We start from the raw sequence: 12,042 nt of genomic DNA, 5'->3' as shown, positions 1-12,042 counted from the left end.
TCGATGCGGCGTCGAGATCGAGCCGCCCGGTCTCGATATGAAAAAGGCCGGGGCGAACCCCGGCCTTTCCATTCTTGAACAAGCGTCGCCTTACCAGAGGCGAACGCGTTCGTCGGGCGTCAGATAGTATTTCGTGTCCGGCTGAACATCGAAGGCGTCGTACCAGGCGTCGACGTTGCGCAGCGGGCCGATGACGCGGAACTGGGCGGCCGAGTGCGGGTCAGTGGCGACCTGCTGCTTCAGCGCCTCGTCGCGGTACTTCGACTGCCAGACCTGGGCCCAGCCATAGAAGAAGCGCTGGTCGCCGGTCGCGCCGTCCAGAACCGGCGCCGGCTGGCCGTTCAGCGACAGGTGATAGGCCTCAAGACCGACGGCCACGCCAGACGCGTCGCCGATGTTCTCGCCCATCGTCAGGCCAGGGTTGATGTGATAGCCGGCGATCGGCTCGTAGGTCGCATATTGCGCGCCTAGACGCGCCGTTAGGGCCTCGAAGTTGGCCTTGTCTTCCGGCGTCCACCAGTTGCGCAGCACGCCGTCGCCGTCGGACTTGGAGCCTTGGTCGTCGAAGCCGTGGCCGATCTCGTGCCCGATCACGCCGCCGATGCCGCCATAGTTGACCGCCGCATCGCCATTCGGATCGAAGAAGGGCGGCTGCAGGATCGCGGCCGGGAAGACGATCTCGTTGTTGGCCGAGTTGTAGTAGGCGTTGACCGTCTGCGGGGTCATGCCCCACTCCGACTTGTCGACCGGCTCATCGAGGCGGGCCAGATCATAGTTCCATTCGAACAGGCCGCGGCGCTCGGCGTTGCCGACCAGGTCGTTCGCGCGGATGTCCAGGCCGGAGTAGTCGCGCCACTTGTCGGGATAGCCGATCTTGACGGTGAACTTGCGTAGCTTCTCCTGCGCCGCCGCCTTGGTCTCGGTCCCCATCCAGGTCAGGTTGTCGATCCGGTGCGACAGGGCGGTGCGCAGATTGGCGACCAACTCTTCCATCTTGGCCTTGGATTCGGCCGGGAAGTACTGGGCGACGTAGAGCCGGCCCGTGGCCTCGCCCAGCGATCCTTCGGCGAAGGAGATCGCGCGCTTTTCGCGGGTGCGCTGCTCAGGCTGACCCGACAGATCGCGCGAACGGAACTCCCACTGAGCGTCGGCGAAGCGTTTGGACATCAGCGGCGCCATGTCGTCGGCGGTGTGGAAGGCCTGCCAAGCCTGCAGCAGTTCGACCGGCGTCTCGGCGTAGATGGCCGCGATCTTGGGCATGGCCGTGTCCTGACGTACGATCAGGCGCGGCACGCCGCCCAGCTTGGCCGCATCGTAGTAGGCCTGCCAGGCGAAGCCCGGCGCGTCCTGGGTCAGTTTGGCGATGGTGAACTCGTTGTAGGTGCGGTCGCGGTTGCGGTTCTCGACCGGTGTCCAGTGGGCCTCGGCGATCTTGGTTTCCAGCGCGACGATCTGGGCGGCGGTCTCGGTCGGGTTGGTCCAGCCGATCATCTCCAGCATCCGGCCGACATAGGCCTGATACTTCTCTTTCTTGTCGGCGAAACGGGCGTCCAGATAATAGTCGCGGTTCGGGAGGCCGATGCCCGACTGGCCCGTCGAGACGACGTAGCGGGTCGGTTGCTTGGAATCGATCGTGATGCCGGTGCCGAAGAAGGACGAGCCGAAGCGGCCGGCCGTCTGGCCCATATAGACGGCCATCTTGTCGTGGCTGTCGGCGGCGCGGATCGCGGCCAGATAGGGTTGCAGCGGCTGGGCGTCCAACTGCTCGATGCGCGCCTCGTCGATGTAGGAGCGATAGGCGTCGGCGACCTTGGCCTCGTCCGATCCAGGCGCCAGGTCGGTGCGGTTGGCCAGGCCCAGCACCAACTCCTTCATGCGGTTGTCCGACAGTTCGCGCAGCAGGGCGAACGAGCCGTAGCTGGTGCGGTCCGACGGAATGACCAGCTTTTCCAGCGCCTTGCCGTTGGCGTATTGGAAGAAGTCGTCGCCCGGCTTCACCGAGGTGTCACGGCCGGCCATGTCGAAGCCCCAAGAGCCATAGCGGGGCGCCTCTGTGCCCTGCCAGCCGGCTGCCGTCTCTTCGCCTGAGAACAGCGAAACGAGGGTGCAGGCGTCGTCGATGCAGGCGTGGTCGTGACCGATATCCTGAGCCAGAACCGTGCTGGCGGGCAGAAGAAGGGCGCCGACGGCGGCCCCGATAAGCAGACGTTTCATCACTATGTCCCTGTTCCCACCCGGCATCTGGATGGCTCGGCGCGGACCCTAATCCCGCGAGGGGGGGTGTCGCCTTAAAAAAAGTTCATGATTCCGATACGGCCTCTCGCCACAGCGCTGGGATCAGGGTCAGATACGTGGACCCAAGGAGGGCGGATGCACGGTCAGGGCGGCGACTATAAGGATCTGATGGTCTTTCTGGCCGCCGCCGGCGTCATCGTGCCCCTGGTCAATCGGCTGAAGGTCAGCCCCGTCCTGGGCTTCCTCGCTGCGGGCGTTTTGCTGGGCCCGGACGGCCTGGGACGGTTCGCGCAAAGCCTGCCCTGGCTGTCGTGGCTGACCATCCGCGATCCGGGCCAGCTGGCGCAGTTGTCGGAACTGGGCGTCGCCTTCCTGTTGTTCATGATCGGTCTGGAGCTGTCGTGGGAGCGGTTGCGCGCCATGCGTCGGCTCGTGTTCGGCCTGGGACTGATGCAGGTCGTCGTCTGCACCGCCGTGCTGGCGGGCGGCTTCATGCTGATGGGCCAGACCCTGGCCAGCGCCGTGGTGCTGGGCATGGGCCTCGCCCTGTCCTCCACGGCCGTTGTCATGCCCGTGCTGGCCGAGCGCGGCCGGCTGAAGGGGACGGTCGGCCGCTCCACCTTCGCCATCCTGCTGGCCCAGGATTTGTCGGTGGCCCCGATCCTGATCACCGTCAATGTCCTCGCGGCCCTGGCCCAGCAGGGCGGCGCGCTCGATCCCGCCGTTCTGGGGCGCGCCCTGTTCACCCTGGTTCCGGCCGCCATCGGCCTGGGTCTGATGGTGCTGCTGGGGCGGGTCGTGCTGCGGCCGATGTTCCGGTCGGTGGCCAAGGCGCGTAAGGCCGCTCAGGGCGGCGAACTGTTCGTCGCCGCCTCCCTGCTGGTGGTGGTCGGGGCTGGTCTCGCCGCCCAGGCCAGCGGCCTGTCGATGAGCATCGGCGCGCTTGTCGCCGGCGTGCTGCTGGCCGAGACCGAATTCCGGCGCGAGGTCGAGGTTTCCATCGAACCGTTCAAGGGGCTTCTGCTGGGCGTCTTCTTCGTCGGCGTCGGCCTGGGTCTGGACCTGGACGCCATAGCCGCCGATCCGGTCGGCGTTTTCGGCCTGGCCCTGGCCCTGACGGTCGTGAAGACCGGCGTCATCTTCAGCCTAGCGCGCTTCTGGGGCCTGGGCGCCCGACCGGCGCTGGAGACGGCGCTCGTTCTGGCGCCGGCGGGCGAGTTCGCCTTCGTGGTCTTCGCCACCGGCCTGGTCGAGGGCCTCGCACCGCCGCAGTTGACCAACACCGTGGCCCTGTCGGCGACCGTCAGCATCTTTTCGATCCCCCTGCTCGCCCTGCTGGGTCAGAAGCTGGCGCGAAAGTCGGCCGCCGCAGGCCAGCTCGTCGAGCTTCCAAAGCTGGAGGCGGCCGACGGCGCAGTCATCATCGTCGGTTTCGGGCGCGTCGGCCGGCTGATCGGGGAAATGCTGAAGGCACACAATCAGCCCTTCATCGCCTTGGACACCGATGCGGGCGCCGTCGCTGCGGGCCGACGTGACGGATTCGATGTCTTCTATGGCGATGCGGGGCGGCGCGAGATGCTTCAGCACTGCGGCGTCCAGTCCACCCGCGCCCTGATCGTCACGATGGATGCGCCGACGAAGGTGGACGAGGTGGTCACGACGGCGCGGTCCATGCGCGACGACCTGATCCTGATCGCGCGCGCCCGTGACGACCAGCACGCCATTCGGCTGTATGGACTGGGCGTCACCGACGCCGTGCCGGAGACGACCGAGGCCAGTCTGCAGCTCGCGGAAAACACCCTCGTCGATCTGGGTGTGCCCATGGGCCTTGTGCTCGCCTCGGTCCACGAACGTCGTGATCAGTTTCGCAAGGCCTTCCAGTCAGCCATCCCGATCGAACGTCGCAATCGGCCCAGCCGGGCGCTGCGCACAGCCCGCACCGATCCCGCACCGGAGTAGAGTGAGCCTTCTATCGACAGCCGCCGGACCCATTTTCGTCATGGTTCCGTGATGCAAGCGCGCCTCTCCATGACTGCATCTGCGGAGCAGAAGCGCCCTTTCGGTTCGATCCAAGGGCTCAGATATTCATTCGAGGTCGCTGCCGGGCCCGCCCCGACCAGAAACCGAAAGTAGAGTAAAAGCCTGATTATATGACAGATACCGTCGCCTCCCTCGCTGTCGAGCCCCGCTTGAACCGCCGCCAGGCCGCCAAAATCCGCACGCGACAAAAGGTTCTGGACGCCGCCCGCTCGCTCTTCGCCGAGCGCGGCTATGAGCCGGCCACGATCCGCGACATCGCCAAGGGCGCGGGCATGTCCACCGGCGCCGTCTTCGCCAACTTCCAGGACAAGGCCGAACTGTTCGAAGCGGTCCTGACCGAGGACATGACGCGTCTGGCCGAGGTGGTCGAGGCCGCGGCGCTCGAAGGCGAACCCGTCCGCCAGCGCCTCGTCAGCGCGCTGAGCGCCGGGTACCACTCGTCGCTGGACCAACTGCCGCTGTTCCAGGCCATCGTGGCGCGCTCGTGGTTCCAGCCCCTGGCCGCCGAAATGCGCGCCCGCGCCGCGACCAAGAACCTGCTGCTCGCCATCAGCAACATCCTTCAGGATGCGGTGGCCAAGGGCGAGCTGTCCAAGGACGCCGACAGCCGTCTGCTGGTCGAGCTGATCTGGGACGCCTATCTGTCGAACTATCGCCGCGCCGCCTATGACGAATGGGACGCGCAGGCTTTGTCCGACCATATGGGCAAGCAGATCGACGTGATCCTGGCCGGCGCCATCGCCGCCAAATAGGCCAGAGCAAAGACGCTTTTCGAAAGGCCGGGTCCGCCAGCGCGGGCCCGGCCTTTTTCGTGAGCGTCAGGTTCGGCGTTTCAGGGTGACGTAGAAGGCGCCGTTTCCGCCATGCTTCTGGTGGGCGATGGTGAAGCCCGACACCACGCCGCGCAGTGCGGGCGAATGCATCCATTCGGCAAAGGCCGAGCGGATCACCCCGCCGCCCATCCGCCCCTGGCCGGTGATGACCAGCACCGCACGCATTCCACGCGCCTGGCAGGATATCAGGAATCCTCGAAGCTGATCCTCAGCCTCGAACCGGCCGAAGCCATGCAGGTCGATGCGCGCCTCAATGGGGTCGCGTTCGCGCGACAGCCGCTGCTTGCGGCGCGGCTCCAGATCCTCGGGCGCGGGCTTGGGTTTGTTCGGCGAAGGTCGCTTTTCCGCCGGCGGCGCGACAGCGGTGCGTTTGGGAGACGCCTTGATCAGGGGGCGCGGGCGTTCGATCGGCGTCACCACGATCTCGGGAGGCGTTTCGGCGCCGGGCGTGACGCGGACTGCCTTGCGCGTCCTCGGCGTCACGACCGATCCGGCCACGCGGGTCCAGATGCGACGGTCTTCGGGCGTCAGTCCGTTCTCATCACGGCTCGAGCCCTTTCGCCTCATGCCTCGCCGTCGTCCTCGATGGTGTCGCCTGGGCCGGGCTCATGCGCCAGCAAGTCACCGGGCTGGCAGTCCAGCTCGCGGCACAGGGCGTCCAGGGTGGAGAACCGAACCGCGCGGGCCTTGCCCGTCTTCAGGATCGACAGGTTCGCCACCGTCACCCCGACCCGGTCGGCGAGTTCGGTCAACGACATGCGGCGTTCCACGAGGACGCGGTCGAGCTGGACGCGGATGGCCATGCGGAAATCCTACTTCGAAACGGCTCAGATCGTCAGTTCGGATTCGCGACGCAGGCGCGCGCCCTCGCGGAACACCTCCGCCAGCACGAAGACGATGAGCACGGAAAAGATGGGGGTCAGCAGTTCGCCGAAGCCCTGCGGGTCCATCACGCCGGGCGCCAGACGCTTGGCGACGAAGCCTTGGGCCACCCAGACGCCGCCGGTCACGACCGCCAGGGTCAGGCCGATCTGGCGCAGACGGCGCACGTTATCGGGCTGGAAGGGGTCGCCCATGGTCAGGGTGCGGATGATGCGGCGCAGGCTGCGCAGGATCAGCATGAACCCGCCGAAGTAGGCGGTCGCGGCGCCCAAACCGAACAGCAGCAGGGTGCGCGTCAGCGGCAGTTGCTTGCCGCCGGAATCCCCGCTGACGGTGATGTTGACATTGTCCAGGGGAATGAAGATCGCGGCGATGACCAGCAGCAGCAGAATGCCGGTGATCAACCAGAGAAGGATATAGGCGACGTCCAGAACCACCTTCAACACGCTGGACACCGAACCTGGGCCTAGCGCCTTGATCGGCGCGCCCAGCCAGTTCGGAACGCTTGCCTCGCCTCGCTTCAGCGGATTTGGCGGCAGGGGCAGGCGCATGGTCTTTTTGATCTCAAGCCGGGGAAGGCGGGGCGATGGCCACGCGGGGTCCGGCGAACCCGCGCGCGGCTCTATACATCGCGGTCTTCATGCAGGTCGTCAAAGCTCCAGTGATCGAAAAGAGAGGGATCAAAGGGCTTGGAACAGGGTGACGACCAGGGCGGTGGGCAGGGCGGCGATCAGAACGGTGCTGACAAAAGCAGCGCCGACCTTGTCGAGCCACATCGAGGTGTTCATCGTATGCATTGTGGTTCTCCGTCTTTCGTATTTGGGCGATTATCGCCGTTTGGATTTGTTAGCCGCATGATCGTTCCCGGTTTTCCGGAAGTCCTGAACGCTGCGACCTCGTTCCTGACGATCAATAGATAGGCCGTGCGGGCGAAAAAGGCACGTTACATATCGTTTAACGATATTAAACTTTGGCAATAGACTGTTTCAGGAGTGTGATCGACGATGAATCTCAAGCTTATCAAAGGGATGCGGATCGTCGTGGCGACGCACAACGGCGGCAAGGTTCCCGAAATCTCGGCGCTGCTCGGCGGAAATTACGAACTCGTCACCGCCGGCCAGCTGAACCTGCCCGAACCCGACGAGACGGAGAGCACCTTCACCGGCAACGCCATGCTGAAGGCGCGTCACGCGGCGGAGCTGTCGGGCGAGGTTTCGCTGGCCGACGATTCCGGCCTGTCGGTCGCGGCGCTGGATGGCGCGCCGGGCATCTTCTCTGCGCGCTGGGCCGGGCCGGGCAAGGATTTCGCCGTCGCCATGAAGAAGGTCGAAGAGCGGCTGGAAGAGATCGGCGCGACGGACCGCACCGCCTGGTTCACCTCGGCCCTGGCGGTCGCCTGGCCGGACGGCCCCTGTGTGGTGGTCCAGGGCGAGGTCCACGGCCAGCTGACCTTCCCCCCACGCGGCGATCGGGGATTCGGCTACGACCCGCTCTTCATTCCGAACGGCGGCGACCGGACCTTCGGCGAGATGGAACCGGCGGCCAAGGACGCCATCAGCCACCGCACCGTCGCCTTCGCCAAGCTGACGGCCGCCCTGATTGACTGATCCGCTTGATCCGGGATCGGACGTCGGCCTCTACGTCCACTGGCCCTATTGCGCGCGCATCTGCCCCTACTGTGACTTCAACGTCGTGCGTGATCGCGGGCGCACCAAGGAACAGGCCGGGCTGGTCGAGGCAATCCTGGCCGATCTGCGCGCCCAGAGAGATCTGACAGGTCCGCGACGCCTGGCCTCAATCTTCTTCGGCGGCGGCACGCCGTCGCTGATGGCGCCCGACGCCATCGCGCGCATCTTGGCGGCGGCCCGCGACCTGTTCACGCCCGCCGGCGACATCGAGATCACGCTGGAGGCCAATCCCACGGACGCCGAGGCCGGCCGGTTCTCCGCCCTGGCCGACGCCGGGATCAACCGCCTGTCGATGGGGGTTCAGGCGCTGGACGACGCCGCCCTGCGTTTTCTGGGTCGCGACCATTCGGCGGCCGAGGCCCTGCGCGCGGTCGATCTGGCCCGCCGCGTCTTCGACCGTCTGTCCATCGACCTGATCTACGCCCGCCCGGACCAGACGCCGCAGGCCTGGGCCGCCGAACTGACGGCGGCGCTGACGCTCGGGTTCGAACACGTCTCGCCCTATCAGCTGACCATAGAGCCGACGACCGCCTTTGGTCGGGCCTTCGCACGCGGAACCCTGACTCCGCCGGACGAGGACCGGGCCGCCTCCCTCTACGAAACCACCCAGGATGTCCTCTCGGCCGCCGGCTTCGAAGCCTATGAGGTGTCCAACCACGCGCGCGGTCCCGCCGCCCGGTCGTCGCACAATCTGCATGTCTGGCGCGGCGGCGACTATCTGGGACTTGGCCCCGGCGCCCATGGCCGGCTGACGCTGGACGGCGTCAGGACCGCGACCGTCGCCCACCGCCGCATCGCCGATTATGTGGCGGGCGTCTCGGGCCTCACGCCCTGGTCCGAGCGCGACGCCCAGACCCCAGTCGACGCCGCCGAAGAACGCCTGCTGCTGGCCCTGCGCACCACCGAAGGCGCGCCTGCGACCCTGCTGTCGGCGCTCGGCCTGTCGCCTGAAGGCGCGCCGGTCGCGGACCTGATCGCCGACAGATTCCTGATGCTGAAGGCCGACCGACTGATCGCCACCGAACGCGGCCGCCCGGTGCTGGACGGCGTGCTCAAGGCGCTGCTGACCTAGGCCTTCTTCAGCCCCAGCATCCCCAGCCAGCCGCCGCTCGTCAGCAGAGCGACATCCAGGAGGGCCATTGGCAGGGGGGTGGAAACCGGCGCGGCGATGAAGCGCGAACGCCAGTCCGGGCCGAACTTGGCCTTGTAGCTGCGCAAACCCTGGAAGCCGTAGAGCGCCCCGCCCTCTTCGAACACCAACGCTCCGACGCGGGCGAAGACCGGCGCGATCCGTCGATCCTCCAGCCCGGCCAGCGGCGCCATGCCCAGATCGAAGCTGGCCAAGCCCTCGGCCTTGGCCCACTGGGCGCAGCGGATGAACAGATAGTCCATCACCCCATGCGGCGCGTCCGGCCGATGGCGCATCAGATCCACCGCCGCCTCGTCCGGCGAGGTCAGAAGGTTGGCGAAGGCGACGATGCGGCCGCCCTCCTTGACCACCGCCAGCGGCGTCAGGTCCAGATAGTCGACGTCGAAGCGCCCCAAGGAGAAGGATTTCTCCGAGCCCTCGTGCATGGCGAGCCAAGCGTCCGAAATCTCGCGCAGTTCGTCTGCGAGCGCTGCGGCCGAACCGGGCGGCAAAACCTCGAACGCGGAGCCTTCACGCTCGGCGCGATTGATGGCCGTGCGTAGGTTCTGCTTGCCCTTGCCCTCCAACGAAAACCGGTGGGCGTCGATCACGGCCGTCTCGCCGACCTTGCGCACCGCCAGCCCCATGGTCGCCAGATCACCCAGCACCTCTTCGCTGACCGAATAGAAGACCGCCGCCCCGCCATAGCTGTCGGCCATTTCGGTGAAGGACCACAGCAGCTCCAGCCGCTCGCTCTTGAGCCCTGCCGGTTCGCCCATGGCGATCCAGCGCCGGCCTCGCACGCGATAGGCCAGGAAGCTGGAACCCGATGGGCTGAACATCAGCGCCTTGTCGCCCAACATGGCCAGCCAGGCCTCTGGTGTCGCCATATTCGCCGCCTGCAACGCCTGGAGCGCGCGATCGATGTCAGCCTTGCTGGCCGGGCCGTGACTGTGGGCACCCGGCGAGCTGAGCAACGAGCGCCCGGCCACCACCAGCGTCAGGATCGCCAGAACCAGCCCGGCCCGCAGGAAACCCGACGCCTGACGATCGCTGAGGAAGCGCCACCACAGCTCGTCATTATAGGCCACGTCGCGATACGCGAAGAAGCCCAGCCACAGCATGGCCGCCACGACCGCCGTCAGCAGCAACAGCCAGCTGGGCCGCAGCGGCTCGCTGAGCCGCGAGCGCCGGTTGAAAGCCGTGCGGCACGGCGCCAGCAGCGCGGCCACGACCAGCAAATCCGTCGCCTGCTGCCAATCCAGCCCTTTCAACACCGAGAACACCGCCCCGGCCGCCAGGACCAGCAGGGCGGCCCAATAGGCGCCGCGCCGGCGCCGCCACAGACCGGCCGACAAGAGCAGAAGCAGAAATCCGGCGATGCTGCCGACGAAGTGCGACAGGTCGATCAGGATAGGGGACACCACGCCGGTCAGCTGACGCAGTCGACCGTCGAACTCGGGCGTCACCGCAGAGGCCAGCATCAGCGCCCCTGCGCCAAAGGCCAGCACCGCAAAGATCTGGGGCGTCAGCTCGAAGGCCAGTCCCGCCAGTCGGCGGATCAGACCGGGTGTGTGCCGGGGGCGGCTGGACAAACGTGGCCTCTCGAATCGCGGATCGCCCGAACATAGACCAAGAATCGTCCATCCGGGGCGCTGCCAAGGTCATTTCAGGGCACACGAAACAATCCGTAACATAGAGAGTATATAGGGGTGCGGGCGTCGGGCCCGTGCAACTGGGGATGACCCATGAATATCAAGACCGCTCTTCTGGCTGGCGCCGCCGCCTTCATGACCGCCGCGCCGGCTCTGGCGCAAGAAACCACGCCCGCTCCCGCCGCCGCGCCTGCTGCCGCCGCGTCCTCGCAGCAATCGCTGTCGCTGAACCCCGGATCGAGCGTTTCCGGTCCTGATGGTGAGCTGGGCAAGCTGGAAGGCGTTCAGAACAACGCCGAAGGCAAGCAGGAGCTTACCGTTCGCGGCGCCGACGGCCAACTTCGCGCCGTGCCGCTGAGCGGCATCCGTCAGGAAGGAACCGGCGTCGTGGTGGCCTACACCAAGGCCGAGTTCGACGCCGCCGCTCCGATCGCCGGCGCCCCGGCGGCTCCGGCGGCAACTCCCGCCCCGGCTTCTGATCCGATGGCCGAACCGACGGCTGAGCCCGCCGCCGAGCCCACGGACCCCACCACTGCGGAACCCGCTACGACGGAACCGGCTGCTCTCGCCCCGGACAGCGCCACGCCAGCTCCGACCGAGCCGCAATAAGACAGTCTTCCAAGGCTGGATGATCAAGGGCGGTCGGGTTTCCCGGCCGCCCTTTCGTCTGCCCGCGATCCAGCCCCGACAATGACGCAGCAAAAAGGGCGGCTCGCGAGAGCCGCCCTTTTCCTTATCGACCTACTGTCGGATCAAGCGCGACGCTTGACCAGCCCCAACAGGAACAGCAGCAGGCAGGCGCCCAAGAACGCCACGATCAGGGTGACGAAGTTGAAACCGCCAACCGGCGTACCGAAGACGTTCGCAGCGATGAAGCCGCCGATCAGAGCGCCGATGACGCCGACGATCAGGTTCGTCAGCAGGCCGTGATTGCGACCCATGACCTTTTCAGCCAGCCAGCCGGCGACGATGCCGATGACGAGCCAACCAATGATTCCGAGACCCATGCTGTGGTTCCTTCCTTTAAAAGCCAAGCTGTTGCAGTAAATGCGGCTCGGGCCATACGGTTGCGTCATGGCTCCAACCTCGCCGCAATAAGGCCGAATTCGCGTCAGGCGCGATCCGGCACGGCGATTGCCGTGGTCGACGCGTGTCGTCCCGCATCGGGACAGACGTTGAGACGAGGATCACCGTCATGGCCGACGACATCGACCTTCATCTCGGCCGCCGCCTGCGCCGCCGTCGCCGCCTGCTGGGCCTGACCCAGCAGCAGTTGGCCGTTCAGGTCGGCATCCGCTTTCAGCAGATTCAGAAGTACGAATGCGGCGCCAACCGCATCTCCGCCGCGCGCCTGTGGCAGTTGGCCGAGGCGCTGGAAACGCCCGTCGCCTATTTCTACGATGGCCTGGCCGAGGCGATGGAGACCGACGCACCGTCGCCCAAGGGCGGCGAAGTCTTTTCGCGCAAGGAAACGCTAGATCTGATCCAGGCCTACTATCTGCTGGACGAACGGCCTCGACGGCGTTTGCTGGATCTGGCCAAGTCCCTGCATGCGGGCGACGCGGCCGCCGCCTGATCGG

General features: G+C 66.6%; 12 protein-coding genes. 6 read left to right on the top strand and 6 right to left on the bottom strand.

Features of this window, described 5'->3' with window-relative positions; translation table 11 throughout:
• Positions 1-90: 90 nt before the first annotated feature.
• Complete coding sequence (locus tag DT343_RS13805) at positions 91-2,214, bottom strand: M13 family metallopeptidase (protein ID WP_112863316.1); 2,124 nt, start codon at positions 2,212-2,214, stop codon at positions 91-93.
• 156 nt (positions 2,215-2,370) lie between these two features.
• Between DT343_RS13805 and DT343_RS13800 the strand changes: the two genes are divergently transcribed.
• Positions 2,371-4,194 carry a cation:proton antiporter domain-containing protein gene (locus DT343_RS13800; protein ID WP_112863315.1) on the top strand — a complete coding sequence of 608 codons (1,824 nt, stop codon included), beginning with the start codon at positions 2,371-2,373 and terminating at the stop codon, positions 4,192-4,194.
• A gap of 191 nt (positions 4,195-4,385) precedes the next feature.
• A complete protein-coding gene (locus DT343_RS13795) occupies positions 4,386-5,027 on the top strand; it encodes a TetR/AcrR family transcriptional regulator (RefSeq protein ID WP_112863314.1) in 642 nt (213 codons plus the stop codon).
• Positions 5,028-5,093: 66 nt separating this feature from the next.
• Here the strand turns inward: DT343_RS13795 and DT343_RS13790 are convergent, their stop codons facing one another.
• Genes DT343_RS13790 through DT343_RS13780 form a run of 3 tightly spaced genes read right to left on the bottom strand, consistent with a single transcriptional unit; the run spans position 5,094 to position 6,541 of the window.
• Positions 5,094-5,675, bottom strand: a complete 582-nt coding sequence (locus tag DT343_RS13790) for a Smr/MutS family protein (protein ID WP_112863313.1) — start codon at positions 5,673-5,675, stop codon at positions 5,094-5,096.
• The gene (locus tag DT343_RS13785; protein ID WP_017504942.1) at positions 5,672-5,911 is read right to left on the bottom strand and encodes a helix-turn-helix domain-containing protein; all 240 of its coding nucleotides are present in this window, start codon (positions 5,909-5,911) and stop codon (positions 5,672-5,674) included. The genes DT343_RS13790 and DT343_RS13785 overlap by 4 nt, the downstream gene beginning before the upstream one ends.
• Before the next feature lie 24 nt (positions 5,912-5,935).
• On the bottom strand, positions 5,936-6,541 hold the full coding sequence (locus tag DT343_RS13780; RefSeq protein WP_055754340.1) for a DUF2975 domain-containing protein: 606 nt from the start codon (positions 6,539-6,541) through the stop codon (positions 5,936-5,938).
• 453 nt (positions 6,542-6,994) lie between these two features.
• Here DT343_RS13780 and rdgB point away from each other — a divergent pair, with 453 nt between their 5' ends.
• Positions 6,995-7,597: an RdgB/HAM1 family non-canonical purine NTP pyrophosphatase gene (gene rdgB / locus DT343_RS13775; protein ID WP_112863312.1), complete on the top strand. Its 603-nt coding sequence runs from the start codon at positions 6,995-6,997 to the stop codon at positions 7,595-7,597.
• Complete coding sequence (gene hemW, locus DT343_RS13770) at positions 7,590-8,750, top strand: radical SAM family heme chaperone HemW (RefSeq protein ID WP_112863311.1); 1,161 nt, start codon at positions 7,590-7,592, stop codon at positions 8,748-8,750. Before rdgB ends, hemW begins: the two co-directional genes overlap by 8 nt.
• Here the strand turns inward: hemW and DT343_RS13765 are convergent.
• Complete coding sequence (locus DT343_RS13765; protein ID WP_112863310.1) at positions 8,747-10,402, bottom strand: GNAT family N-acetyltransferase; 1,656 nt, start codon at positions 10,400-10,402, stop codon at positions 8,747-8,749. The two genes, hemW and DT343_RS13765, sit on opposite strands and share 4 nt — an antisense overlap.
• 153 nt (positions 10,403-10,555) lie before the next feature.
• Between DT343_RS13765 and DT343_RS13760 the strand changes: the two genes are divergently transcribed.
• Positions 10,556-11,071 carry a hypothetical protein gene (locus DT343_RS13760; protein WP_112863309.1) on the top strand — a complete coding sequence of 172 codons (516 nt, stop codon included), beginning with the start codon at positions 10,556-10,558 and terminating at the stop codon, positions 11,069-11,071.
• 143 nt (positions 11,072-11,214) lie between these two features.
• Here the strand turns inward: DT343_RS13760 and DT343_RS13755 are convergent, their stop codons facing one another.
• A complete protein-coding gene (locus DT343_RS13755; RefSeq protein ID WP_112863308.1) occupies positions 11,215-11,469 on the bottom strand; it encodes a GlsB/YeaQ/YmgE family stress response membrane protein in 255 nt (84 codons plus the stop codon).
• Positions 11,470-11,657: 188 nt separating this feature from the next.
• Here DT343_RS13755 and DT343_RS13750 point away from each other — a divergent pair, with 188 nt between their 5' ends.
• Positions 11,658-12,038 carry a helix-turn-helix domain-containing protein gene (locus tag DT343_RS13750; protein WP_439897229.1) on the top strand — a complete coding sequence of 127 codons (381 nt, stop codon included), beginning with the start codon at positions 11,658-11,660 and terminating at the stop codon, positions 12,036-12,038.
• The last annotated feature ends 4 nt before the right edge of the window (positions 12,039-12,042 follow it).

This window comes from Brevundimonas vesicularis, assembly GCF_900445985.1.
GTDB classification, from domain to species: domain Bacteria; phylum Pseudomonadota; class Alphaproteobacteria; order Caulobacterales; family Caulobacteraceae; genus Brevundimonas; species Brevundimonas vesicularis_D.
Note: the sequence above shows the minus strand (reverse complement) of the source record. Positions and strands in the feature narration are given on the sequence as shown.

Excerpts from the sequence above, each read along its gene's own strand:
- DT343_RS13805 (WP_112863316.1), bottom strand. The coding sequence starts at position 2,214 with ATGAAACGTCTGCTTATCGGGGCCGCCGTCGGCGCCCTTCTTCTGCCC.
- DT343_RS13800 (WP_112863315.1), top strand. The coding sequence starts at position 2,371 with ATGCACGGTCAGGGCGGCGACTATAAGGATCTGATGGTCTTTCTGGCC.
- DT343_RS13795 (WP_112863314.1), top strand. The coding sequence starts at position 4,386 with ATGACAGATACCGTCGCCTCCCTCGCTGTCGAGCCCCGCTTGAACCGC.
- DT343_RS13790 (WP_112863313.1), bottom strand. The coding sequence starts at position 5,675 with ATGAGGCGAAAGGGCTCGAGCCGTGATGAGAACGGACTGACGCCCGAA.
- DT343_RS13785 (WP_017504942.1), bottom strand. The coding sequence starts at position 5,911 with ATGGCCATCCGCGTCCAGCTCGACCGCGTCCTCGTGGAACGCCGCATG.
- DT343_RS13780 (WP_055754340.1), bottom strand. The coding sequence starts at position 6,541 with ATGCGCCTGCCCCTGCCGCCAAATCCGCTGAAGCGAGGCGAGGCAAGC.
- rdgB (WP_112863312.1), top strand. The coding sequence starts at position 6,995 with ATGAATCTCAAGCTTATCAAAGGGATGCGGATCGTCGTGGCGACGCAC.
- DT343_RS13760 (WP_112863309.1), top strand. The coding sequence starts at position 10,556 with ATGAATATCAAGACCGCTCTTCTGGCTGGCGCCGCCGCCTTCATGACC.
- DT343_RS13755 (WP_112863308.1), bottom strand. The coding sequence starts at position 11,469 with ATGGGTCTCGGAATCATTGGTTGGCTCGTCATCGGCATCGTCGCCGGC.
- DT343_RS13750 (WP_439897229.1), top strand. The coding sequence starts at position 11,658 with ATGGCCGACGACATCGACCTTCATCTCGGCCGCCGCCTGCGCCGCCGT.